Genomic DNA, 23,891 nt, shown 5'->3' with positions numbered 1-23,891 from the left:
AGGTTCGGCGCGGCAGGTTCGGCGCGGCAGGTTCGGCGCGGCAGGTTCGGCGCGGCAGGTTCGGCGCGGCAGGTTCGGCGCGGCAGGTTCGGCGCGGCAGGTTCGGCGCGGCAGGTTCGGCGCGGCGGGACTCGGCGCGGCGGGTTCACGACCCCGCTTGGCCGGGCGCAGATGAGTGTGGCGCCGGTGGTCTCGCTTGGCCTGGCTCTCCTTGCCGCCCACCACGGGTGAAAATTTTAGTTCAGTGAAGTGAAACCTTTAGCTCGCTGAAGGGCGGCGGCAAGGCGCGCGGAGGCGGAAGCAGAGGCGGCCACGTGCGCAGAGGCGGAAGTGGAGGCGGCCACGTGCGCGCAGGCCGGGGCGGAAGTGGCGGCCGCGGCGGAAGCGGAGGCCTCGGTGGAGGTGGCGGCCTCGGTGGAAGCGGAGGCCTCGGTGGAAGCGGAGGCCGCAGCGGAAGTGGAGGCCGGGGTGTAGGCGGAGGTGGCCGGAGGCGACGCCGGGGCCGGGGGCGTTGAGGTGGTTGCGTGGGCCGAGGAGGGAGCGGGCTGGGGTGGGAGGGGTTGGGCGGCGTAGTGGCCGTCTGGGCGGATCAGGGTTTCGCCTATCAAGGTGAAGCCTGGGCCGTGAGTGGAGCCGGCGGGGGCCAGTTCGCCGGTGCAGCCCGGGGACGTCAGGGGCGAATCCCGGTAGGGGAACGGCTCGAACAGCCTGCCCGAGTCGATTCGCGCCTTGTCGCCGCGTTCCAACACCTCCAGCCGGTACCGGCGCTCCTCCTCCGTCGACGGCACCAGGAAGCGCATCGTCGCACCCGTCACCCGCAAGTTCTCATCGGCCGCCGCGCCCCGCTCGATCTCGTACGACGGCAGCAACGCCGGCCCCGCCTCACCGGCCCGGTCCAGAGCGATCTTCCACGTCGCGTTGTCGGCGTCGCAGATGCCCGAATTCAGCCCCCGCGCGCCGAACGGGCTCATCACGTGCGCCGCGTCCCCCGCCAGGAACACCCGGCCCACCCGGAAGCGGTCCGCCCGGCGCTGGTGGAAGCGGTACGTGGACTGCCACAGCACCTCGTACGGACGGTCGCCCGTGATGCGCCTGATGTGCTCGTCCGTCAGCCGGAAACCCTCCGGGACCTGCCAGTCGATGCGGTACACGCCGCCCGGTTGCGGGTGCAGCAGCACCTGGCGGCCCGGGTTCCACGGCGGGTCGAAGTGGAACAGGCGCTCGGGTTCCGCGTGGCCCAGGTCCACCCGGATGTCCGCGATCACGAACAGGTCCTGGAACGAGTGGCCCTCGAACGAGATGCCCAGCAGGTCGCGGACGGTGGACTTCACGCCGTCGGCGGCTATGCAGTGGGTACCTACGACCGTCGAGTCCACAGTGGACAGTGTCACCCCGCCACCGTCCTGCGAGAGGCCGACGACCCGTTGCCCGTAACGGAGGTCGATCAGCGGCTCGGCCCGCACCCCCGCCTCCAGGATGCGCTCCACCTCCGTCTGCGGCGTGTTCACGAACGGCGGGAAGCCCGGGCGTCTCGGCAGGTCCACGGTCAGCACCTCGCGCCCCCGGAAGAACGTCCGACCGCGGTACCAGGTGACGCCCGCCTCGACCACCGCCCGCCCCGCGCCGACCCGCTCCAGGATGTGCAGGACGTCGTGCTGGAGGCAGATGGACCGGCTGCCGACGGCGGTGCGGGCGTCGGCGGCCTCCAGCACCACCGTCGGCACCCCGGCGCGAGCCAGCAACAGGGCCGCCGTCATGCCCACCGGCCCCGCGCCGACGACCACGACCGGGGTCACCGCAGTGCCGCCCACACCTCTTGGTCGCGTTCGGCGGTCCAGATCCGCGGCCAGTCGACGCCGTCGCACTCGTCCCAGTACCGCTGCACGTTGAACGGCAGGCAGTGCTCGAAGATCGGCCACCGGCCGTACCGGGGCGCGAGGGCGTCGTGGGCGGCCCGGAAGGCCTGGGCGACCGTGCCGCCCGAGCGGTGGACGGTGCCGACCGTGCGGCGCAGTTCGTCCAGGAAGTGCCGGGACTGGGCGATCGCCGCCTCGACCTCGCCCCGGTCCCGCGCCACCGCGCCCCGGCCGCCGACCAGCTGTTCCGCGCCCAGGGCGGCGACGGCGTCGAGCGTGGTGGACGCCCACTCGTCGTGGAACGCGTCCCCGGTGTAGAGGGCGGCCCGGCTCTCGACCAGGTCTCCCGCGAACAGGATCCGCTGCTGGGGCAGCCACGCCACGATGTCGCCGGCGGTGTGGCCGCGTCCGCAGTAGCGCAGTTCGAGGTCGCCACGGTCGCCGCCGAGCGGGATGGTGAGGCGGTCGGTGAAGGTCAGGGTCGGCCAGGTCAGGCCGGGGATGGAGGCGGGGTCCTCGAACAGGCGCGGCATGCGGGCGTACTCGCTGGCCCGGTCCTGCTCGCCGCGTTCGGCGATCAGGGCACGGGTGTTCTCGTGCGCGATGACCTGCTCGGCCCCGAACGCGCTCGCGCCCAGCGTGCGGACGGCGTGGTAGTGGCTGAGGACCAGGTGGCGGACGGGTTTGTCGGTGTGCTCGCGCAGGCGGTCGAGCCACCGGCGGGCGGCCACGGGTGTCGCGCGGGCCTCGACGCAGACCAGGAAGTCCTCGCCCTCGATCGCGCCGACGTTGGGGTCGCCTTCGGCGGTGAGGGCGTAGACGCCTTCGGCGAGGCGGACGAACTCCTCGTCCTTGGGTGCGAGGTCGGCACTGGACGCAAACGGCTTCGCTGCCACGCCTCCCACCATAGGGGCGGCCACCACCCGTTGCCCCGGCCGAGTTCGAGGTCGTCGAGGTGTGAGGCTCACGCCTTGGTGCGGACCTCCACGATCGGCAGCCGCAGAGCGCCGGGAGCGTCGGACGGGACGGCCGGCTGCACCGGGGTCACCGCGGGCACCCGCCGGTAGGCCTCGCCCTGGGCCGGGCGCTGGTCGGCCTCGCCCTTGTTCGGCCACAGCGAGAACGCGCGTTCCGCCTGCGCCGTGATGGTCAGCGACGGGTTCACGCCCAGGTTCGCCGAGATCGCCGCGCCGTCCACGACCGACAGGCCCGGGTAGCCGTACACGCGGTGGTACGGGTCGATCACGCCCGACTCCGGGTCCGACCCGATCGGGCAGCCGCCGATGAAGTGGGCGGTCAGGGGGATGTTGAACAGCTCGCCCCAGGTGCCGCCCGCCACGCCGTCGATGGTCTCCGCCGCCAGCAGGTTCGCGCGGTGGCCCGCGGGGATGAAGGCCGGGTTGGGTTCGCCGTGGCCCTGCTTGGAGGTGAGCTTCCGGCCGAAGACGCCCTTCTTGGTGTACGTCGTGATCGAGTTGTCGAGGCTCTGCATGACCAGCAGGATCACGGTCCGCTCGCTCCACCGGTGCACCGACAGCAGCCGCGCCAGCCGCACCGGGTGGCGCACCGCCTGGACCAGGAACTGCAGGATCCGGGGCGTGGCCTTGGCGCCGTCGGTGGCCAGGGTCTGGAGCAGGCCCATCGCGTTGCTGCCCTTGCCGTAGCGCACCGGCTCGATGTGGGTCTGCTCGTCGGGGTGGATGGAGGACGTGATGGCCACGCCCTGGCTGAAGTTGCGGTCCTCGTCCACGGTGAAGCGGCCCGCGCCGATGATCGCCTCGGAGTTCGTGCGGGTCAGCTCGCCCAGCTTGCGGGACAGCTCGGGCAGCGCGCCCTCGTCGCGCATCCGGTGCAGGAGTTGCTGGGTGCCCCACGTGCCCGCGGCCAGCACCACCTGGCCGGCGGTGATGGTGCGCCGGCCGCGCCGCAGCTTGGCGCCGGTGCGCCGGGTGTCCACCGACCACGTGCCGTCCGCCGCCTGGCGCAGGCCGGTGACGGTGGTCAGCGGCAGCACCTCCGCGCCGTTGCGCTCGGCCAGGTACAGGTAGTTCTTGACCAGGGTGTTCTTCGCGCCGACCCGGCAGCCGGTCATGCACTCGCCGCACTCGGTGCAGCCCGTGCGGGCCGGTCCGGCGCCGCCGAAGTACGGGTCCTCGGCGGGTTGGCCGGGCTCGCCGAAGTACACGCCGACCGGGGTCGGGTGGAAGCTGTCGGCCACGCCCATCCGCTCGGCGACGGTCTTCATGACCTCGTCGGACGGGGTGGTGGTGGGGTTCTGCACGACCCCGAGCATCCGGCTGGCCTGGTCGTAGAACGGGGCCAATTCGGACTCCCAGTCCGTGATGTGCGCCCACTGCCGGTCGTTGTAGAACGGCTTGAGCGGCCGGTACAGGGTGTTCGCGTACACCAGCGACCCGCCGCCGACGCCGGACCCGGCCAGGATCATCACGTTGCGCAGCGCGTGGATGCGCTGGATGCCGTAGCACCCGAGCGCGGGCGCCCACAGGTACCGCTTGAGGTCCCACGAGGTGGCGGCGAACTCGTCGTCGGCGAACCGGCGGCCGGCCTCCAGCACGGCGACGCGGTAGCCCTTCTCGGTCAGCCGGAGGGCGGCGACGCTGCCGCCGAAGCCCGAGCCGACGACCACGACGTCGTAGTCCGTGCGGATGTTACCGGCGAGTTCACCCATGAGGGGCAGATTAGGCGTAACCCGAAGTAACAGCTAGTCCCAATCGGTTCAGTCCCCCGAACGCACGAAACCCCCCGCCCCGGGACGAGGGGTTTCGCACAGGTTCGCCTCAGCCGCGGACGGTCAGGCCGACCTTCTGGAACTCCTTGATGTCGGAGTAGCCGGTCTTGGCCATCGCGCGCTTGAGCGAACCGAACAGGTTCGTCACGCCCCGCGGGTCCACCGACGGCCCGAACAGCAGGCTGCGCAGGTCCACCACCTGGTCCACGCCGGTGGACACGTGGCTGCGCGGCACCGACGGGTGCGCCGACGCCGCCGTCCAGTACAGGCCCTGCCCCGGCGCCTCGGCCGCCGCCGCGAGCGGCTCGCCCAGCATCACCGCGTCCGCGCCGCACGCGATCGACTTGGCCACGTCACCGCTGGTCAGCACGCCGCCGTCGGCGATGACGTGCACGTACCGGCCGCCGGTCTCGTCCAGGTAGTCCCGGCGCGCCGCCGCCGCGTCCGCGATGGCCGTGGCCATCGGCACGCCGATGCCCAGCACCGAGTCCGTCGTGGTGACGCCCGGGGTGTAGCCGTAGCCGACGATCACGCCCGCCGCGCCGGTGCGCATCAGGTGCATGGCCGTCCGGTAGTCGCCGACGCCGCCGGCGATGACCGGGATGTCCAGGTCCGCGATGAACGACTTGAGGTTCAGCGGCTCGCCGTCGCGCGACACGTGCTCGGCGGAGATGATCGTGCCCTGCACGACCAGGATCTCCACGCCCGCCGCGAGCAGGTCCGGGGTCAGCTCGGCGGCCCGCTGCGGGCTGACCCGCACCGCCACCGTGACGCCCGACTCGCGCACCTGCTTGATCGCCTCGGCGATCAGGTCCATGCGCACCGGGGCCTGGTGCAGCTCCTGCAGCACCTTGACCGGCGCGGCCGGGTCGTCGGTGTCCTCCACCGACTGCACCAGCCGGAACAGCGCCTCTTCCACGTCGCCGTGCCGCGCCCACAGGCCCTCGGCGTTGAGGACACCCAGACCGCCCAGCTCGCCCACCGCCACCGCCGTGCCCGGCGAGACGATCGCGTCCGTCGGGTGGGTGATCAGCGGGATCTCGAAGCGGTAGGCGTCGATCTGCCACGCCGTCGAGACGTCCTTCGACGAACGGGTCCTGCGGGACGGGATGATCTCGATGTCGTCCAGCTCGTAGGCCCGCCTCGCGGTCCGGCCCATGCCGATCTCGACCAGATCGCGCACCTTGTGTCGTCCTCTCCTTGACCTGCGGAACCCGTGGACTCTAGCTCAGCGGGTCGTGTAGTTCGGCGCTTCGACGGTCATCGTGATGTCGTGCGGGTGGCTTTCCTTCAGGCCGGCCGCCGTGATCCGCACCAGCTGCTTGTCCTGCAGCTCGGCGATCGTGCGCGACCCGGTGTAGCCCATCGCCGCGCGCAGGCCGCCCGCGAGCTGGTGCACGACCTGGGACAGCGGACCGCGGAACGGCGTGCGGCCCTCGATGCCCTCGGGCACCAGCTTGTCCTCGGACAGCACGTCGTCCTGGAAGTAGCGGTCCTTGGAGTAGGACTTCCGGTCGCCGCGGCCCTGCATCGCGGCCAGCGAGCCCATGCCGCGGTAGGTCTTGAACTGCTTGCCGTTGACCAGGATCAGGTCGCCCGGCGACTCGGCGGTGCCCGCCAGCAGGCTGCCCAGCATGACCGCGCTGGCGCCCGCGGCGATCGCCTTCGCGATGTCGCCGGAGTACTGGATGCCGCCGTCGCCGATCACCGGCACGCCCGCCGGGCGGCAGGCCAGCGACGCCTCGTAGATCGCGGAGATCTGCGGCACGCCCACGCCCGCGACCACGCGCGTGGTGCAGATCGAGCCGGGGCCGACGCCGACCTTCACGCCGTCCGCGCCCGCGTCCACCAGCGCCTGCGCGCCGGCCCGGGTGGCGACGTTGCCGCCGACCACGTCCACCTCGTCGCCCAGCTCCTTCTTCACCCGGGCGACCATCTCCAGCACGTTGCGCTGGTGGCCGTGCGCGGTGTCGACCATGATCACGTCGATGCCGGCCTCGGCCAGGGTCATGGCGCGGGTGAAGCTGTCCTCGCCGACGCCGATCGCGGCGGCGCACAGCAGGCGGCCGTCCGGGTCCTTCGAGGCGTTCGGGTACTGCTCGGTCTTGACGAAGTCCTTGACCGTGATCAGGCCGCGCAGCTTGCCGTCGCCGTCGACGATCGGCAGCTTCTCCACCTTGTGGCGGCGCAGCAGGCCCAGCGCGGCCTCCGCGGACACGCCCACCTGGGCGGTGACCAGCGGGCCCTTGGTCATGACCTCGCTGACCTTGCGCGAGTGGTCGACCTCGAAGCGCATGTCGCGGTTGGTGATGATGCCCACCAGCTTGCCCTGCGCGTCGGTCACCGGGACGCCGGAGATCCGGTAGCGGGCGCACAGCTCGTCCACGTGGCGGATCGTGTCGTCGGGGGAGCACGTCACCGGGTCGCTGACCATGCCCGCCTCGGACCGCTTCACCGTCTCGGCCTGCCGCGCCTGCTCCTCGATGGACAGGTTGCGGTGCAGCACGCCGATGCCGCCCTGGCGGGCCATCGAGATCGCCATCCGGCTCTCGGTGACGGTGTCCATCGCGGCGGACGCGAGCGGCACGCCGAGGGTGGTGTTGCGGGAGATGCGGGTGCTGGTGTCCACGCCGCTCGGCACGACCTCGGACTCGGCCGGCAGCAGCAGCACGTCGTCGAAGGTCAGTCCCAGCATCGCGAACTTGCTCGGGACTCCGTCAGCGTTCAACTCGCTGGTCATGGCGGCCGGTGAGCCTTTCCGTCGTGCGGCGATCCCGCCGACCGCGAATTGGGGTTTTCCGCAGGCGGCGATGGGTTCAGCCCATGGTATCTGGACGTGGTCGGGGGTCTCTTCGGTACCGTGCGGGGTCGTGCCGCACGACGCGTTGCCACCAGACCCGTTCGCGGGCGACCCCGAGGACCCGGCGTTGTCCCTGGGTTCGCCCGACGAGGACCACGACCACCCGCCGATGGACGACGTCGAGCGGGCCGAGCTGATCGGCGACCTGAGCGACCTCGCCGTCTACCAGGCGCTGCTGGAACACCGTGGTGTCCGGGGGATCGTGGTGGACTGCGGCGAGTGCCAGGAGCCGCACTACCACGACTGGGCGCTGCTGCGGTCGTCGCTGGAGCAGCTGCTCTCCGACGGCCGGATGCGCCCCCACGAGCCCGCCTACGACCCGGACCCGACCGCGTACGTGTCCTGGGAGTACTGCCGCGGTTACGCGGACGGCGTCACCGCGACCGAGGGCGCGCGCTGAGGGTGTGACCGAGAACTCGGCCCGGATGTGACGAAGCCCGCCCCTGCTAGCTGGGGGCGGGCTTCATCTTGCGTGTCAATTGCCGGTCGGGCTCGCGTTCGGTTGCTCTGAGCCCGGCTCGTTGCGGGTCGCGCCGCCCGACGGCGGGTCGTTGCTCGGCGGCGGAGCGGCCGTGCCGTCGGTCGTGGGCACGGTCGTCGTCGTGGTCGGGGCCGTGGTCGTGGTCGGCTCCGGGGTCGTCGTGGTCGGGGCCGTGGACGACGGCGTGCTCGGCTCGGTCGGCAGCGCGGAGGTCGTGGACGGCGACTGGCTCGCCGGCGGGTTGGTCGGCGCCGGGTTGGTGCTGGTCAGCTCGCGGACCAGCGACTCGTGCTTCTGCGCCAGGTCGGCCTTGCCGTCGTCGGCGGAGATGGACGGCAGGACCGTGCTCGCCTTGTCCAGCAGCTCGCGGGCCTCGGTGTAGCGGCCCTCGCGCAGCGCGGCGCGGGCGGTCTCCAGGTCGGTGCGGACCGTCACGGCCGCTTCCACCGACCGGGCGTGGTCGGAGTACAACACCCTGGTCAGACCCCACAGCGCGTCACCCGGCTGGGCGTCGCGGGCCACCAGGCTGACCCCGGTGAACGCGATCGCCAGCACGGCGGCGGCGCTCGCCAGCGGGATCAGGAACCGGTGGCGGCCCCGTTGCTGGGGCTGCGCGGCGGCGATCGTGGCCACCGCGGTGTCGGTGTCGACCAGCTCGCCCACCGGTCGGCTGTCCACTTCGCGCCGCCACGCGAGCAGCAGCGCGTTCAGCTCGTCCTCGACGAGCCCTTCCGCGTGTCCGCGCCCGCCCAGCGCGTCCAGCAGAGCGTCATCCGCTCGGATCCCCGCGAGGTCGTCACCGGGCTCCACCAAGGGGTCATCCGAGGTGAGCGGGGTTCTCTCATCTCGTCCGCGCACGACTTCTCCATCGCCCTTCTCGTGCTGGTCGGCCACTCAGACCACCTCCTCCGCTGCCAACGACTTGCGGAGGCGGGCCAAGGCGCGGTGCTGCGCCACTCGAACCGCACCCGGCGTGGAGCCGACGGCGTCGGCGGTCTCCTCGGCCGACAGGCCGACGACCACGCGAAGCAGCAGGATCTCCCGCTGCTTCTCCGGAAGGATCTTCAGGAGCTGGGCCATCCGGCCGGACAGCTCGCCCTGCATGGCGCGCTGCTCGGGACCGGCTTCCGTCTCGGGGGCGTCGGGCACCTCCGGCACCGGTTCGGACCGGTTCCGGGCAGCTGAGCGATGCGCGTCGGCCACCTTGTGCGCTGCGATCCCGTAGACGAACGCCAAGAACGGCCGACCCTGGTCGCGATAGCTGGGCAGGGCCGTCAGCACCGCGAGACACACCTCCTGGGCCACGTCGTCCGCCGAAGCGAAAGACCTCTCCTGCCTTCCGACTCGGGCGCGGCAGTACCGCACCACCAAGGGACGAATGGATGCCAGCAGCCGCTCGATCGCGTGGCGGTCGCCATCGACGGCCGCGCCCACTTCGGCGTCCAGTCCGTCCCCCAAGTTGGTCATCGCAGACAACAGCCCTGGTGTTACGTGTAGGCGTACCGACAACGAACAGCACGCGACGACGGACGTCGCCCGTACCGGTGACACTCACCGTACCGGTCGCGGGACCGGATGCACGCAAAAGGGGTCTTTGGACCCCATCTGACCTGCCGACACGCCCTGACAACGAGCCGGCCCGGCGACGGTGACGTCACCGGGCCGAATCAGTCGAATCGGCGAGGGAGGGAGTCCCGGCGTCCTAGGACACCAGGCCGCGGCGGAAGCCGTGCGCGACGGCCTGCGCGCGGTCGCGGACGCCGAGCTTGCGGAACAGCCGGCGCGCGTGGGTCTTGACGGTGTCCTCGGACAGGTACAGCTCGCGGCCGATCTGCCCGTTGGACTTGCCCTGGCTCATGCCGCGCAGCACCTGGAGCTCCCGCTCGGTGAGCTGGACCCCCGGGTCGGACGGCTGGCGCGGCGCGGGCACGGACGTGCTCGCGAGGGTGTGGGCGAGCGCGGCCACCAGCTCGGGGCGCGAGGCGTCCCAGCGGAGGTAGCCGCGGGCGCCGCCGGCGATGGCGGCGGCGATGCTCCCCGCGTCGTCGGGCGCCCCGAAGACGATGACGTTTGCCTGCGGGTTGGCCGAGACGAGTCGCCGGGTCGCTTCGACCCCGGTCGGGACGGCGCGCTGGGTTCCCACCAGCACCACGTCGACCGGCTGCCGGGAGAAACGCGCCAACAACTCGTCACCGTGCGCTACGCAGTCGATGCGGCTAACCCCGGGGACAGCCGACATCACGCGGGTGAGACCCTCCCGCACACTGCGCCGGTCGTCGCAAATAAGGACCGTGGTCACGGGGACTCCTTCCTGCAGCCGAGTGACGTTCCACTTCCCCTATCGGACGCTAGGGGCGGAACCTTGACACGATCCGGTGCTTAATCCGTCAAGAAGTTCGTCTCAGCGTCTGCGTTCGGGGGTTCCCCGGAACGGAGCAGCGATGCCGGGACCCACGGCGAGGAGGCGGCGATTCGTCGGCTGATCGGATCAGCTCTCCGTAACACGCAGCTCAGAGCGTTGGCGGCGGTTTCCCGGAGCTCTGCGGTCTCCGCACTATTGCGGACTACCGGGCCGGTCAGGAGCACGAGCGCCGTCGGCCAGATCAACGAGGAGAGACCGTGGTAGTTGGTGTGATTTAGGTCACACTGTAGCAGGCGGACGCCCCGATCGACGCTTTCGGGTGTCCCCCACACCACTAACGCGGTCCCCAGGACGAGCTTGGACTTGAGGACGTGTCGCGTCGCGCCGGCGGCTTCGGCGTGCCGGAGCGCGGTCTCAGCGGGCCCCACCGCTCGCTGCGCGTGACCGCTGCCCAGCTCGATCTCGGCGGCGACCCAGCCGTGGCGGACGCGGGTGCGCCAGGAGTAGGGGGTGACGCGGGCGTGGAGGCGGCGGGCCTCGTCGGTGCGGCCGGCTCCCAGGGCGTCGGCGGCCAGGCCCAGGAGCGCGTCGGCCCGCGCACCGGCGGGATCGACGCCGTCGGGGTCGGTGGTAGTGGTTTCGATGTGACCGGCGGCGGTCAGGGCCAGGGCGTCCAGTGGGCGGGCGGCGGTGTGGCCACCCAGTTGGCGGCGGTGGGAGGCCAGGGTGGAGGCCGCCAGGGAGACGATCAAGTGATCACCGGACCGGAGGAGCGCGCCCAGCGCGGTGGCCGCAGCCGCGTAGTGCCCCCGGCCGCCGAGCGCGACCGCCGCCAGCCACCGCTCGCGCGGCGTCCCGGTCAGCGCCCACCACACGTCCGCGCCCGGTCGGTCGCCGAACGCCGCAGCTCGCAGCTCGTCCACCCGGCCACTGTAGGCAGGGTCAGCACACCGCCCGCTCCACGGCGTCCGCCGCCTCGGCCAGGCCGTTGATCCGCTCCGCGGGCGACGGCACGACCCCGCGCTCCCAGCCCGGCCCCCCGACGAACAGCCGCACCTGCTGCCGGGTCCGGGGCAGGGCCGTCACGACACCCGGATCGGCGTAACGCGGCAGCTGCGCCCACAGCACCACGGCGGCGGGCGCGGTCCGCCTCACCGCGTTGGCGAGGGCGTCCAGCGGGAGGGCCGCGCCGAGCTGACGGACGTCGATCCCGCGCCGGGCCAGCTCCGCGGCCAGCGGGTACAGCGGCAGGTTGTGCCGTTCCTCCGGCATGCACGCGAGCAGCACCGGCCGGTGGTTGCGCGGTTCGGCGACGATCGGGGTCGCGCGGACCATCGCGGCCAGCACGCACTCGTCCAACAGGTGCGACACCTCGACGCCGGCGCCCGAGTGCTCCCAGCGCGCGGCGATGGCGGCGAGGACCGGGCGGACCACGTCGTCCCAGGTCGCGACCACGCCGTCCTGCGCGATCGAGTCCGCGAGCAGCACCTGGACGGCGGCCGAGTCCATCGCCAGCGCCGCCCGGCCGACCCCGCGCGCCAGCCGGCTCGCGCCCGGCAGCTTGAGCCCGCGCCCGCCGGCGGGCGGTGAGCCGGTGTCGAACTCGCCGCCGGTCAGCAGGGGCGGCGGGGCGGCGGTCCGGCGGACCAGCCGGGGCTGCGGGACGGGCGTGGCGAGGGCGTACTTGGCCGCCTCGGCGCTCGACGCGCCCCGCAGCAGGGCCCGTTGCATCAGTTCGAGCCGGGCCACGTCGTGTGGTGCGTACTTGCGGTGTCGCCCGGTGGTGTGATCACTGGGTCCGAGGCCGTACCGCCGGTCCCAGGTGCGCAGCGTGGCCGGCGCGACGCCCAGCCGCCGTGCGACCGCGGCCACCGACAGGGGCACCGAATGCGCAGGATCGTCTTCTGCCGCAACGGTTTCCTGGGCGTCGTCGAGCGGCGCCGCGGCGGGCTCGGGGGGCGTCATCACGCTGACATCGTCCGTTCACCTGACGTCACGGGCAACTCCGGGGGTGACCTCCGCTGATCACCCATCGAATGAATTGCGCATTTGTGCGGCCAACCCCCTTGAACAAGTTTTGGCGCGGTTCTACGGTGGATCATCGTTAAGCCGAATGGAGCAGTTCTCGTCAGTGGGCCAAGGAGGCGGTCTCGATGGCGGACACCCGAAGGCTTCCCGGTCCCAACGCCGACCTGTGGGACTGGCAGATGCGCGGCTCGTGCCGCGGGATGGACAGCGCGTTCTTCTTCCACCCGGACGGTGAACGCGGTCCGGCGCGGGCGCGGCGGGAGGCACGGGCCAAAGCCGTGTGCCTGTCGTGTCCCGTGCTGGAGATGTGCCGGCGCCACGCGCTGGCGGTGCAGGAGCCCTACGGGATCTGGGGTGGTCTCTCGGAGTCCGAGCGGGACAGCATCATCAAGGCCCGCAAGCGCCAGCCCGCGATGGCCTGACGCGAGCCGGGAAGACCACCTCCGGCAGGAGGGGGCGGCGCTCCGCACGCCGCCCCCTCCGCCATGTCCGGGAGACGAGCTGACGGCCGACCTCCACGCGAGGGGGCGGCACCCGTGGTGGGTGCCGCCCCCTCGTGAGCGAGCGTCGAGCGGTCCGGCTCAGTGGCCGTGGCCGTGACCGTGGCCGTGACCGGCCGCGGCGGGCTCCTCTTCCTTCTTCTCCACGACCGCGCTCTCGGTGGTGAGCACCATGCGCGCGATCGACGCGGCGTTCGCCACGGCGGAGCGGGTGACCTTCACCGGGTCGATGATCCCGGCCTCCAGCAGGTCGCCGTAGGTCAGCGAAGCCGCGTTGAGGCCGTAGCCCCAGTCCTGCTCGCGGACCTTGTTGACCACCACGGCGCCCTCCAGGCCCGCGTTGGCCGCGATCCAGAACAGGGCCGAGCCCAGGGCCTCGCGCACGATCGCGACGCCGGTCGCCTCGTCGCCGGACAGGCCCAGACCGCCGTCCAGCACCTTGGCGGCGTGCACGAGCGCGGAACCGCCGCCGGGGACGATGCCCTCCTCGACCGCCGCCTTGGTCGCCGCCACCGCGTCCTCGATGCGGTGCTTGCGCTCCTTCAGCTCGGTCTCGGTGGCCGCGCCGACCTTGATCACCGCGATGCCGCCGGACAGCTTCGCCAGCCGCTCCTGCAGCTTCTCGCGGTCCCAGTCGGAGTCGGTCGCCTCGATCTCGCGGCGCAGCTGCTCCGCGCGGGCGGCCACGTCGGCCTTGGCACCGGCGCCGTCGACGATGGTCGTGTCGTCCTTGGACACCACGACCCGCCGCGCGGAACCCAGCACGTCCAGCCCGGCCTCGGCCAGCTTCAGGCCGACCTCGGCGGAGATCACCGTGGCGCCCGTGACGACGGCGAGGTCGTCCAGGAACGCCTTGCGGCGGTCGCCGAAGTACGGGGCCTTGACCGCGACCACGCGCAGCGTCTTGCGCAGGGCGTTGACCACCAGGGTGGACAGCGCCTCGCCCTCGACGTCCTCGGCCACGATGACCAGCGGCTTGCCGGCCTCCGCCACCTTCTCCAGCAGCGGGAGCAGGTCGGCCAGGGCGCTGATCTTCTCGCGGTGCAGCAGGATGCGCGCGTCCTCGAACACGGCCTCCTGGGCTTCGAGGTCGGTCGCGAAGTGCGCCGAGATGTAGCCCTTGTCGAACTGGACGCCCTCGGTGATCTGCAGCTCGGTGGCCAGCGTCGAGGACTCCTCGACGGTGATCACACCGTCCTCGCCGACCTTCTCGATGGCTTCGCCGAGCAGGTTGCCGATCGACGCGTCGCGCGAGGAGACGGTGCCGACCTGTGCGATGTTGTCGCGGCCCTTGACCGGGGTGGCCTTGGCCTTGAGGGCGTCCACGACGGCGTCGGCGGCGGCCTGGATGCCGCGGCCCAGCGACGTCGGGTTGGCGCCCGCGGCGACGTTGCGCAGACCGACCCGCACCATGGCCTGGGCCAGGACGGTCGCGGTCGTGGTGCCGTCGCCGGCCACGTCGTTGGTCTTCGTGGCCACGCTCTTGGCCAGCTGCGCGCCCAGGTTCTCGAAGGCGTCTTCCAGCTCGATCTCGCGGGCGATGGTCACACCGTCGTTGGTGACCGTCGGCCCACCGAACTTCTTGTCGAGCACCACGTGCCGGCCGCGCGGACCCAGGGTCACCTTGACCGTGTCCGCCAGCTTGTTCACGCCGCGCTCAAGAGCCCGACGAGCGTCCTCGTCGAAGCTGATCTGCTTGGCCATACCTAGCCTCTCTCAGATGCGCGGAACGCCCCGGGGGTGTCCCCGGTTCTCCGAGGCCGCCGGGGCGTTCTCCACGTGTCCGGCCGGAACGTCAGTTGATGACGGCCAGCACGTCGCGGGCGGAGAGGATCAGGTACTCCTCGCCGTTGTACTTGACCTCGGTGCCGCCGTACTTGGAGTAGATGACGACGTCGCCGACAGCCACGTCCACGGGGATGCGGTTGCCCTTGTCGTCGATCCGGCCGGGACCGACCGCGAGGACCTTGCCCTCCTGGGGCTTCTCCTTCGCGGTGTCCGGGATCACGAGGCCGGAAGCGGTCGTGGTCTCGGCCTCGCTGGCCTGGACGACGATCTTGTCCTCGAGCGGCTTGATGTTCACGCTCACCGGGCTGACCTCCACGGTCGTCGAAAGCGTTGGCAGGTTGCGTTTACGGCTCCTGCCACCCCGCCGTCGCGGGGGTCGGGGCGGTTGCTGGTGCCGTGCGTCTAGCACTCTACCCACGCGAGTGCCAACGCTTCAACGACCCCCGTCACTCGTCGGTGGGGACTGCCGGGGATCGACCCGCGGGCGCGGCTCGGCGGGGGACGGCGCTCACGGGAGTGTCGTCTCGGCGAATGGCGGTGTTCACCTGGATGCCACCGCCGTGGCGGACGGTCTGCCGCATGAACACCGTGACGCGACGAACCCTGCTCATCGGCGGTGTCGCCCTGGCCACGGCCGGGGCCGGCTTCCCCAAGCTCGGCGACCCCTTCACCCTCGGCGTGGCCAGCGGCGACCCGCGGCCGGACGGCGTCGTGCTGTGGACGCGCCTCGCCCCGAACCCGCTGAACGAGGACGGCCTGGGCGGCATGCCCAACCGGGTCGTCCCGGTGCACTGGGAGATCTCCGAGGACCAGGGCTTCCGGCGGATCGTGCGGCGCGGCACGCAGGTCGCCCGGCCGGACAGCGCCCACAGCGTGCACGTCGAACCCTTCGGCCTGCGCCCCGGCGCCGAGTACTTCTACCGGTTCAAGGCCGGCGACCACATCTCGCCCGTCGGCCGGACCCGCACCGCCCCCGCGCCGTGGGAGGTGCAGGACCTCACGATGTGCTTCGCCTCCTGCGCCCACTACGGCGAGGGCTACTTCACCGCCTACCGCCGCCTCGCCGAGGACCACCCGGACCTGGTCCTGCACCTGGGCGACTACCAGTACGAGTACGCGGCCAAGGCCGCCGACGTGCGCACCGTCGTCGGCCCCGAGACCCGCACGCTCGCCGACTACCGGTTGCGCCACGCCCAGTACAAGACCGACGCGGACCTCCAGTTCGCCCACGCCACCGCGCCGTGGCTGCTCGTCTGGGACGACCACGAGATCGAGAACAACTGGGCCGACGAGGTGCCCGAGCAGCCCGACCCGAACTTCGCCGACCGGCGCGCGGCGGCGTTCCAGGCCTACTACGAGAACATGCCGCTGCGCCGGTCCGCCCGCCCGAACGGGATCGACCTGCAGCTCTACCGCCGCGTCCAGTGGGGCGCGCTGGCCAACTTCCACATGCTCGACACCCGCCAGTACCGCGACGACCAGGCGTGCGGCGACGGCTGGAAGACCTGCGCCGAGGCCGGCGACCCGACCCGCACCATCACCGGCGCGGAGCAGGAGGCGTGGCTGCTGGACGGGTTCCGCCGCTCCCGCGCCCGCTGGGACGTCCTGGGCCAGCAGGTCTTCTTCGCCGAGCGCGACCGCAAGGACGGCCCGGTCGAGGAGGTGTCGATGGACGGCTGGGACGGCTACCTGGCCTCGCGCGACCGGATCACCCGCGGGTGGGTCGAGGCGGGCGTGCGCAACACCGTCGTGCTGACCGGTGACGTGCACGCCCACTACGCCGCCGACATCAAGGCCGACTGGAACGACCCGGCGTCGTCGCGGACCGTCGGCACCGAGCTGGTCTGCACGTCCGTCACCTCCGGCGGCGACGGCAACGACACCGTCGACCAGACCCAGCTCCGGCTCAACCCGCACATCAAGCTGCACAGCCGCCGCCGCGGGTACGTCCGCACCCGGTTCACCGCGCGGGAGATGCGGGCGGACTTCCGGACCCTGTCCGCCGTGCGGACGCCCGGGGCCGCGGCCACCACCCTGAAGTCGTTCGTGGTGGAGGACCGCAACCCCGGCCTTAACGCTGTTTAGTTCTCCTTACCCTTGATCACCTCGTAGAGGGCGGTCCAGCTCTCCCTGCCGCGCCCGGCCTCGATGCCGCGCCGGTAGAGCGACTGGACCGCCTTCGGCAGCCCGGCGTCCAGCCCGGTGGACTCGCTGGCGCCCACGATGTGGTCGGCGGTCGCGCCCATCATCAGGATGTTCGCCGCGTCGCCCGGGTACTCGCCCGAGTCGAGGTGCCGGACGGTCTCGTCCAGGTACATCGAGATCGAGTTCAGGTTGTCCCGCAGGTACGGGGCGAACTTCGCGGCCGGGACGCCGGCGGTCTTGACCAGCGCGATGCTGTGCAGGACGCCGGCCAGCGCGGTCAGGAAGTAGTCGAGTTGCGCCTGGTAGAACAGCTGCGCCAGGGAGTGGTCCTCGCCCAGGTAGTCCGGCCGGCCGATGACCGCCAGCACGTCCTCGTGCGCCTCGAAGACGTCCTTGGGGCCGCTGTAGAAGACGTACGCGCCCTCCTCGCCGACCAACGGCGCGGGCACCATCACCCCGCCCACCACCAGTTCCGCGCCCCGCTCGGCCAGCCACGCGGCGGCCTTCAGGGTCTGGTCCGGGGTGTCGGAGCTGAGGTTGACGACGGTCTTCCCGGCCAGCTCGACGTCGCCGAGGATGTCGTGCATGGCGGCGTAGTCGGTCAGGCTGAGCAGGACCAGCCGGGACGCGTCGACCGCCGCCTGCGGGGTGTCGGCGCGGGTGGCGCCCTGCTCGACCAGCGCGTCGGCGCGGCTCGCGGTGCGGTTCCAGACGGTGACCCGGTGGCCGGCGGCCAGGAACTTGCGGACCATGGCCTGCCCCATGGGGCCGAGGCCGATCAGGGTCAGCGGCGTGCTCATGTCGCTCCTTCGTTCGTCGGTGGGACCAGGTTGTCGGCGGGCGCTGCGGGTTCGCTGCGGGTCCACTGCTGGTTGACTCCAGGTCGTGCGATTCGGCGTGCTGGGACCCCTGGCGGTGTGGACGGCGGACGGGACCCCGGTGCGGGTGCCGGAGGCGAAGGTGCGGGCGCTGCTCGCGCGGCTGCTGGTCGCCGAGGGCCGGCCGGTCCCGGTGGACGCGCTGGGCGCGGCGCTGTGGGGCGCGCACCCGCCGGGCAACCCGGGCAACACGTTGCAGACCAAGGTGTCCGCGCTGCGCAAGGCGCTGGGTCGGGACGTGGTGGTGTGGCAGCCGCCGGGGTACGCGGTGCGGTACTCGTGGCTTGACGTGGTCGAGTTCCGGGAGCTGGTGGCGGCGGGCGCGCACGACGACGCGTTGGCGCTGTGGCGCGGTGAGCCGTTGGCGGAGTTCGCGTCGGAGCCGTTCGCCGTGGGGTTCGCCGCGCGGGTCGCGGAGGAGCGGCTGACCGTCGTGGAGGACCGCGCGCAGGCCCTGCTCGGGGCCGGGCGGCCGGTGTCGTTGGAGGAGGAGGTGGCGCGGCACCCGCTGCGGGAACGGTTGCGGGGGCTGCACATGCGGTCGCTGTACCTGGGCGGGCACCAGGTGCGGGCGCTGGAGAGCTTCGCCGCCTACCGGCGGCTGCTGGCCGAGGAGCAGGGGCTCGCGCCGGGCCCGGAGCTGGTGGAGCTGCACCAGGCGCTGCTGCGGCACGAGGTGACCAGGCCGCGCACGAACCTGCCCGCGCCGGTGACGTCGCTGGTGGGGCGCTCCGGGGCGGTGGCCGCGGTGGCGGGGCTGCTGGGGTCGGCGCGGCTGGTGACGCTGACCGGGCCGGGCGGGGTGGGCAAGACGAGCCTCGCGGTGGAGGTGGCGCGGTCGTTGGAGGGGGCGGTGGCCGACGGGGTGTGGCTGGTGGAGCTGGCCGGCCTGGACCGCGTCGCGGGCGAGCGGGTGGCCGGGGCGGTCGCGGCGGTGGTGGGGGTGCGGGAGGAGGTGTCGCCGGGCATGTCCGGCCCGCTCGTCGACCGGATCGCCGAGGCGTTCCGCGGCCGGGAGGCCCTGCTGGTGCTGGACAACTGCGAGCGGCTGGTGGGGGCGGTCGCCGGGCTGGTGTCGCGGTTGTTGCGGGCCGCGCCCGGGTTGCGGGTGCTGGCCACCAGCCAGGAGCCGTTGGGGATCGCCGGGGAGACCGTCTGGGTGGTGCCGCCGCTGGAGCCGCCCGACGCGGTCCGGCTGTTCGGCGAACGGGTCTCGGCGGCGGTGCCCGGGTTCGCCGTGACGGCCGACAACCGGGCCGTGGTCGAGCGGATCTGCGCGCGGCTCGACGGGTTGCCGCTGGCGCTGGAACTGGCCGCGACCCGCGTGCGGGCGCTCGGCGTGGACGGGCTGCTGGAGCGGTTGGACGACCGGTTCCGGGTGCTGTCCGGCGGTCCGCGGGACGCGCCGGAGCGCCAGCGGACGCTGCGGGCCATGATCGACTGGAGCTGGGACCTGCTCGAACCCGCCGAACGGGCCGTGCTGCGGCGGTTGGCGGTCGTGGTCGAGGGGTGCGACCTGGAGGCCGCCGAGGCGATCTGCGCGGGCGACGGCGTGGACGACGTGCTGGAGAGCCTGAGCCGGCTGGTCGACCGGTCGCTGGTCGTAGTGGTGCCCGGCGACCGGGTGCGCTACCGGTTGCTGGAGTCGGTCGCCGACTACGGGCGGGAACGGCTGGTCGAGGCGGGTGAACCGGCCGCCGTCCGCGCCCGGCACGCCGCCCACTACCGGGCGTTGGCCGAACGGGCGGACCCCGAGCTGCGCGGCCCCGACCAGCTGCGGTGGCTGGCGCGGCTGGACGCCGACGCCGCGAACCTGCGGGCCGCCGTCGAGGGCGACGCCGGCGCGGCGCGGGCGTTGGCCTGGTACTGGTTCCTGCGCGGGCGGGTCCGGGAGGCCCGGGACGCGCTGGACGGCCCGTGGCGGCTGGGGTTCTCGGTGCTGGCCGGCGGGCCGGTGCGGGACCCGGGGCACGTCGCCGACCCGCGGGCGCGGTGGTTCCTCGGGTACGTGTTCTCCACCGTCGGGGACATGGTCGCCGGCGAGCGGCTCACGGACTCGGCGCTGGCGGAGTTCGTCGCGCGCGGCGACGAGTGGGGCGTGGCCGCCGCGCTGTCGGACCGGTTCAGCCAGGCCATGGGCCGCGGCGACTTCGACACCGCGCGGGACGCCGCCGAACGAGCCGACCGGGCGTTCACCGCGCTGGGCGACCGGTGGGGCCGGCTCCAGGCGTCGTTCGCCCTGGGCACGCTGGCGCAGCTGCGCGGCGACTACGACACAGCGGCGCGCGTGCACCGACAGGGGCTGGAGCTGGCCCGGGAGCTGCGCTCGTGGCCGGAGGTGTCCTACACGCTGTCCTGGCTGGGCCGGGTGGCCCTGCTGACCGGGGACTTCGCGGAGTCCCGCGCGCTGCACGAGCAGGCCCGGCGGATCGCCGCCGACCAGGGCTTCTCCCCCGGCGAGATGTACGCGGAGACCGGGCTCGCGCTGGTCGCGCGGCGGTCCGGGGACCTGGCCGAGGCGGACCGGCTGCTGGCGCGGCTGCACGACTGGCACCGGCGGGCCGGGTTCGAGGCCGGGGCGACGCTGGTGCTGGCCGAGCAGGGGTTCGTCGCCGAGCAGCGGGGCGACGTCGAGGGGGCGCTGCGGCTGCAACGCGCCGGGCTCGACCTGGCCCGCCGGGTCGGCGACCCGCGCGCGGTGGCGCTGGCCTGCGAGGGGTTGGCGGGGGCGGAGGCGCTGGCCGGCCGGCACGAGGAGGCCGCGCGGCTGCTCGGCGTCGCGGCGGCCCACCGGCAGTCGGTCGGGTTGCCGCTGCCGGATGGTGAGCGCCACGACGTGGACCGGATCACCGCCGCCGCCCGCGCGGCGCTGGGCGACGAGCGGTTCCGGTTGGCGTTCAAGGAAGGGCTGGTCGAGGGCTGATCCGGGCGTGGTCGCCGACAGGCCCGGCGCAGCCGCCCCGACCGGGCGTCAGAAGATCTGCACCGTGCCGACGGGTAGGCCGGGCACGGTCGACAGGTCCAGCGGCGACGGCTTCGCGCCGGCGGCCACCAGGTGCGCGCCGAGCGCGGCGATCATCGCGCCGTTGTCGGTGCACAGCCGGGGACGGGGCACGCGCAGCTCGATGCCCGCCTCCGCGCAGCGCTCGGCCGCCAGGCCGGACAGCCGCGAGTTCGCCGCGACCCCGCCGGAGATCACCAGGGTGTCCACGCCGAGGTCCTTGCACGCCCGGACGGCCTTCATGGTCAGCACGTCGGCCACGGCCTCCTGGAACGACGCCGCCACGTCGGCCAGCGGGATCTCCTCGCCGGCGCGCTCCCGCTTCTCCACCCACCGGGCGACCGACGTCTTCAGGCCGGAGAACGAGAAGTCGTACTTGGCGTCGCGCGGACCGGTCAGGCCGCGCGGGAACGCGATCGCGCAGCCGTTGCCCCGCTTGGCGAGCCTGTCGATGGGCGGGCCGCCCGGGTAGGGCAGGTCGAGCAGGCGGGCGACCTTGTCGTAGGCCTCGCCGGCGGCGTCGTCCACGGTGGAGCCGATCTCGGTGATCCTCTCCGCCAGCCCTTCGACCAGCAGCAGCTGGGAGTGGCCGCCGGAGACCAGCAGCGCGACGCACCGCTCGGGCAGCGGGCCGTGCTGGAGGGTGTCGGCGGCGACGTGCCCGGCGAGGTGGTTGACGCCGTAGAGCGGCTTGTCGAGCGCGGCGGCGTAGGCCTTGGCGGCGCTGACGCCCACCAGCAGCGCCCCGGCCAGGCCCGGACCCGCGGTGACGGCGATCGAGTGCACGTCGGACAGCTCGATCCCGGCCTTCTCCACGGCGCGGCGCATGGTGGGCACCATCGCCTCCAGGTGGGCGCGCGACGCCACCTCCGGGACCACGCCGCCGAAGCGCGCGTGCTCCTCCACGCTGGAGGCGACCTCGTCGGCGAGCAGTTCCAGCACGCCGTCCGGGCCGAGGCGGACGATGCCGACGCCCGTCTCGTCGCACGAGCTCTCGATGCCGAGGATGAGCCGGTCAGTCACGGTTCGCGGGCCTTCCCATCGTGTACGCGTCGGCGCCCGACGGCTGGTAGTAGCGGCGGCGCAGGCCGAGGTGCTCGAAGCCGTGCGCCAGGTAGAGCGAGATCGCGGGCACGTTGTCCGTGCGGACCTCCAGGAACACCGGCAGGCCCAGTTCGTCGGCCTTGGCCAGGATGGTGCGCAGGAGGGTCTTGCCGACGCCGGAACCCTGGTGGGCGCGCTCCACGGCGATGGTGTGGACGCTCGACTCGAAGTCGGTGAGGGCCAGGCCCGCGTAGCCGATGAGCCGGTCGTCCCAGTACGCGCCGACGTAGAAGTTGCCGTGGTCGAGTTCGCTGTGGAACGCGTTCTCGCTCCACGGGTCGTCGCCGGGGAACAGGTCCCGCTCGATCTCGGCGCAGCGGGCCGCGTCCTCGTGGCGCAGCGGCGCGATGGTGACCGTGCGCGGGGTCATCTCGTCACCCTCTTGCGGCCGACCGGTTCGACGGCGTCCGGTCGGCGCAGGTAGAGCGGGGTGAGCGCGGCGGGGCGGGCGCCGGCGAGCAGTTCGCCCGCGGCGGCGGCGACCAGGGAGGTCGGCGACGGGTACCGGACGTCCACCACGGGCAGGCCGAGCACGTCGGCGTAGATCCGCGCGCCCTCGCCGGCCGCCGCGGTGACCGCCGGGAGCTTGTCGAGGACGTCCGCCGGCTTGTCCACGTGCGGGCCGTCGGTGCGGCGACCGGCGGCGTCGTAGGCGGCCCAGTAGACCTCCTTGCGGCGCGCGTCCGTGGCCACCAGGAGCGGGTGGCCGGTGTTCGCGTCCAGCGCGATGGCGTCCGGGGTGGGCACCGGGTAGACCGGCCGGTTGAGCGCCTGGCCCAGGGCGGCGGCGGTGACCAGGCCCACGCGCAGCCCGGTGAACGGGCCCGGCCCCGAGCCGCAGACGATGGCGTCCAGGTCGCGCAGGGTCTTCCCGGCCTCGGTCAGGGCCTCCTGGAGGTGGGGGGTGAGCAGCTCGCCGTGCGCCTTGGCGTTCACCGTCACCCGCTGCGCGAGCAGGCGGGGCGGCGCGTCGGGCGTCAGTTCGACCACTCCGGCGGTGACGGCGGGGGTCGCGGTGTCCAAAGCGAGCACTAGCACGGTCGTCAAGGGTACGGGTGCCGCGTTCGTGGGCTGAAGCACACTGGACTTGACGTCGGCGTCAAGGCGGAGGATCTCCCACCGTGCGCATCGGAGAACTGGCACGACAGAGTGGCACGACCACCCGCGCGCTGCGCTACTACGAGTCCCTGGGACTGCTGCGGGCGCGGCGCGGTGCCAACGGGCAACGCGAGTACGACGAGGCCGACCTGCGGCTGGTGACCGAGATCCGGTCGCTGACCGGCATCGGTTTCGCGCTGGAGGACACCCGGCCGTTCGTCGAGTGCCTGCGCGACGGCCACCCGAGCGGGGACGCGTGTCCCGCGTCGGTCGCGGTGTACCGGCGCAAGCTCGCCGAGCTGGACGAGTGCATCGAGCGCCTGGAGGCCGCGCGGAGCCGGGTGCGCACGCAGTTGGCGGAGGCGGAGAAGAGGAGTCGACCGTGCGCACGTTGACGGACGAGACGTTCGCGGAGGCGATCACCGGGGACGCGGTGCTCGTGGAGTTCACGGCGGCCTGGTGCCCGCCCTGCCGGATGATCGAGCCGGTGCTGGCGGAGCTGGACGCCGAGCTGGAGTCGGTGTCGTTCGCGAAGATCGACACGGACGCGCACCCCCGGACGGCGCGGGACCTGGGGATCATGGGGATGCCGACGTTGCAGCTGTACCGGGGCGGCGAGCTGGTGGCCCAACTGGTGGGGGCGCGACCGAAGGCGCAACTGCTGAAGTGGCTGGAGCCGCACCTCGGCTGAAACACGTTCCATGATCGCGAAGCCCCCGAGCCGATCGGGGGCTTCGCCATTGAGCCGATCGAATAGGCAGTCGTGATCGACCGCCACGGCGGGTGCGACCTTTCGGCCAGCCCGCCGGGAATCCAACCAACACTCGCCAGTCGCTCTGGCACCTGCGCTGGCGTCTGCCGCTTCAGATCGACAGCCGCGCGAAGCGCACCAACAACAGGATCCGCAACTCCCAGCGGTCGACGACCTCCGCACCGGGCCAGGACACCATCGGCGAGGACGATCCGGTGACGTCCTCGCAGCCGCCCCACGCCAAGCTCGTGACCGAGACGTCGATCCTGATCAAGTCGTAGCACCGGCCG

At 72.8% G+C, this 23,891-nt stretch carries 24 protein-coding genes; 6 read left to right on the top strand and 18 right to left on the bottom strand.

Features of this window, described 5'->3' with window-relative positions:
• The 6 genes from ABD126_RS20225 to guaB form a co-directional block, all read right to left on the bottom strand.
• Positions 1-225 (bottom strand): hypothetical protein (locus tag ABD126_RS20225; protein ID WP_343935413.1); only part of this gene is annotated, 225 nt, incomplete at its 3' end.
• Positions 226-236: 11 nt separating this feature from the next.
• Positions 237-1,796 (bottom strand): FAD-dependent monooxygenase, encoded by a 1,560-nt coding sequence (locus ABD126_RS20220; protein ID WP_343935412.1) that lies wholly within the window; start codon positions 1,794-1,796, stop codon positions 237-239.
• Positions 1,793-2,752 carry an MBL fold metallo-hydrolase gene (locus ABD126_RS20215; RefSeq protein WP_343935411.1) on the bottom strand — a complete coding sequence of 320 codons (960 nt, stop codon included), beginning with the start codon at positions 2,750-2,752 and terminating at the stop codon, positions 1,793-1,795. The genes ABD126_RS20220 and ABD126_RS20215 overlap by 4 nt, the downstream gene beginning before the upstream one ends.
• A 68-nt stretch (positions 2,753-2,820) precedes the next feature.
• A complete protein-coding gene (locus ABD126_RS20210) occupies positions 2,821-4,545 on the bottom strand; it encodes an FAD-dependent oxidoreductase (RefSeq protein WP_343935410.1) in 1,725 nt (574 codons plus the stop codon).
• Positions 4,546-4,654: 109 nt separating this feature from the next.
• Positions 4,655-5,788, bottom strand: coding sequence for a GuaB3 family IMP dehydrogenase-related protein (locus tag ABD126_RS20205; RefSeq protein WP_309115161.1), 1,134 nt, complete (start codon positions 5,786-5,788; stop codon positions 4,655-4,657).
• A 45-nt stretch (positions 5,789-5,833) separates the two neighbouring features.
• Positions 5,834-7,345 (bottom strand): IMP dehydrogenase, encoded by a 1,512-nt coding sequence (guaB, locus tag ABD126_RS20200; protein ID WP_343935409.1) that lies wholly within the window; start codon positions 7,343-7,345, stop codon positions 5,834-5,836.
• Positions 7,346-7,415: 70 nt separating this feature from the next.
• Here guaB and ABD126_RS20195 point away from each other — a divergent pair, with 70 nt between their 5' ends.
• On the top strand, positions 7,416-7,865 hold the full coding sequence (locus tag ABD126_RS20195; RefSeq protein WP_309115159.1) for a DUF5319 domain-containing protein: 450 nt from the start codon (positions 7,416-7,418) through the stop codon (positions 7,863-7,865).
• Positions 7,866-7,940: 75 nt separating this feature from the next.
• On the opposite strand, the gene ABD126_RS20190 is transcribed toward ABD126_RS20195, so the two are convergent.
• The 5 genes from ABD126_RS20190 to ABD126_RS20170 all read right to left on the bottom strand — a co-directional run bounded on the left by ABD126_RS20190 (position 7,941) and on the right by ABD126_RS20170 (position 12,180).
• Entirely contained in the window at positions 7,941-8,804 is an 864-nt protein-coding gene (locus ABD126_RS20190; RefSeq protein ID WP_343935408.1) for an anti-sigma-D factor RsdA, read from the bottom strand.
• Between the two features lie 36 nt (positions 8,805-8,840).
• Positions 8,841-9,413, bottom strand: a complete 573-nt coding sequence (locus ABD126_RS20185; protein ID WP_121225037.1) for a sigma-70 family RNA polymerase sigma factor — start codon at positions 9,411-9,413, stop codon at positions 8,841-8,843.
• A 235-nt stretch (positions 9,414-9,648) separates the two neighbouring features.
• Positions 9,649-10,245: a response regulator transcription factor gene (locus tag ABD126_RS20180; RefSeq protein WP_015805222.1), complete on the bottom strand. Its 597-nt coding sequence runs from the start codon at positions 10,243-10,245 to the stop codon at positions 9,649-9,651.
• 80 nt (positions 10,246-10,325) lie between these two features.
• Positions 10,326-11,231, bottom strand: a complete 906-nt coding sequence (locus ABD126_RS20175) for a hypothetical protein (protein WP_343935407.1) — start codon at positions 11,229-11,231, stop codon at positions 10,326-10,328.
• Positions 11,232-11,250: 19 nt separating this feature from the next.
• Positions 11,251-12,180, bottom strand: a complete 930-nt coding sequence (locus ABD126_RS20170) for a MerR family transcriptional regulator (protein WP_343935406.1) — start codon at positions 12,178-12,180, stop codon at positions 11,251-11,253.
• Between the two features lie 281 nt (positions 12,181-12,461).
• On the opposite strand from ABD126_RS20170, the gene ABD126_RS20165 reads away from it, so the two are divergent.
• The gene (locus tag ABD126_RS20165; protein WP_343935405.1) at positions 12,462-12,758 is read left to right on the top strand and encodes a WhiB family transcriptional regulator; all 297 of its coding nucleotides are present in this window, start codon (positions 12,462-12,464) and stop codon (positions 12,756-12,758) included.
• A 159-nt stretch (positions 12,759-12,917) separates the two neighbouring features.
• Here the strand turns inward: ABD126_RS20165 and groL are convergent, their stop codons facing one another.
• Both groL and groES read right to left on the bottom strand, forming a co-directional pair.
• Positions 12,918-14,540 (bottom strand): chaperonin GroEL, encoded by a 1,623-nt coding sequence (groL, locus tag ABD126_RS20160; RefSeq protein ID WP_343935404.1) that lies wholly within the window; start codon positions 14,538-14,540, stop codon positions 12,918-12,920.
• Positions 14,541-14,631: 91 nt separating this feature from the next.
• Positions 14,632-14,925 (bottom strand): co-chaperone GroES, encoded by a 294-nt coding sequence (groES, locus tag ABD126_RS20155; RefSeq protein WP_158844728.1) that lies wholly within the window; start codon positions 14,923-14,925, stop codon positions 14,632-14,634.
• Between the two features lie 278 nt (positions 14,926-15,203).
• Between groES and ABD126_RS20150 the strand changes: the two genes are divergently transcribed.
• Positions 15,204-16,709, top strand: coding sequence for an alkaline phosphatase D family protein (locus tag ABD126_RS20150; protein ID WP_343935403.1), 1,506 nt, complete (start codon positions 15,204-15,206; stop codon positions 16,707-16,709).
• Here the strand turns inward: ABD126_RS20150 and ABD126_RS20145 are convergent.
• The gene (locus ABD126_RS20145) at positions 16,706-17,569 is read right to left on the bottom strand and encodes an NAD(P)-dependent oxidoreductase (protein ID WP_343935402.1); all 864 of its coding nucleotides are present in this window, start codon (positions 17,567-17,569) and stop codon (positions 16,706-16,708) included. The two genes, ABD126_RS20150 and ABD126_RS20145, sit on opposite strands and share 4 nt — an antisense overlap.
• 85 nt (positions 17,570-17,654) lie before the next feature.
• Here ABD126_RS20145 and ABD126_RS20140 point away from each other — a divergent pair, with 85 nt between their 5' ends.
• On the top strand, positions 17,655-20,570 hold the full coding sequence (locus tag ABD126_RS20140; RefSeq protein ID WP_343935401.1) for an ATP-binding protein: 2,916 nt from the start codon (positions 17,655-17,657) through the stop codon (positions 20,568-20,570).
• Positions 20,571-20,618: 48 nt separating this feature from the next.
• Here ABD126_RS20140 and tsaD read toward each other — a convergent pair whose 3' ends face one another.
• Genes tsaD through tsaB form a run of 3 tightly spaced genes read right to left on the bottom strand, consistent with a single transcriptional unit; the run spans position 20,619 to position 22,790 of the window.
• Complete coding sequence (gene tsaD, locus ABD126_RS20135; RefSeq protein WP_343935400.1) at positions 20,619-21,671, bottom strand: tRNA (adenosine(37)-N6)-threonylcarbamoyltransferase complex transferase subunit TsaD; 1,053 nt, start codon at positions 21,669-21,671, stop codon at positions 20,619-20,621.
• The gene (gene rimI / locus ABD126_RS20130) at positions 21,664-22,122 is read right to left on the bottom strand and encodes a ribosomal protein S18-alanine N-acetyltransferase (protein ID WP_343935398.1); all 459 of its coding nucleotides are present in this window, start codon (positions 22,120-22,122) and stop codon (positions 21,664-21,666) included. Before rimI ends, tsaD begins: the two co-directional genes overlap by 8 nt.
• A complete protein-coding gene (gene tsaB, locus ABD126_RS20125; RefSeq protein WP_343935397.1) occupies positions 22,119-22,790 on the bottom strand; it encodes a tRNA (adenosine(37)-N6)-threonylcarbamoyltransferase complex dimerization subunit type 1 TsaB in 672 nt (223 codons plus the stop codon). Before tsaB ends, rimI begins: the two co-directional genes overlap by 4 nt.
• Positions 22,791-22,873: 83 nt before the next feature.
• Between tsaB and ABD126_RS20120 the strand changes: the two genes are divergently transcribed.
• Entirely contained in the window at positions 22,874-23,245 is a 372-nt protein-coding gene (locus ABD126_RS20120; protein ID WP_343935396.1) for a MerR family transcriptional regulator, read from the top strand.
• Entirely contained in the window at positions 23,233-23,541 is a 309-nt protein-coding gene (locus ABD126_RS20115; protein ID WP_343935395.1) for a thioredoxin family protein, read from the top strand. The genes ABD126_RS20120 and ABD126_RS20115 overlap by 13 nt, the downstream gene beginning before the upstream one ends.
• Before the next feature lie 172 nt (positions 23,542-23,713).
• Here ABD126_RS20115 and ABD126_RS20110 read toward each other — a convergent pair whose 3' ends face one another.
• Positions 23,714-23,875 carry a hypothetical protein gene (locus ABD126_RS20110; RefSeq protein ID WP_343935394.1) on the bottom strand — a complete coding sequence of 54 codons (162 nt, stop codon included), beginning with the start codon at positions 23,873-23,875 and terminating at the stop codon, positions 23,714-23,716.
• Positions 23,876-23,891: the final 16 nt, after the last annotated feature.

The sequence above is a fragment of the Saccharothrix mutabilis subsp. mutabilis genome, from assembly GCF_039521145.1.
In the GTDB taxonomy this organism is placed as follows: domain Bacteria; phylum Actinomycetota; class Actinomycetes; order Mycobacteriales; family Pseudonocardiaceae; genus Actinosynnema; species Actinosynnema mutabilis.
The sequence above is the reverse complement of the archived record's forward strand: the minus strand, read 5'-3'. Positions and strand labels throughout refer to the sequence as shown.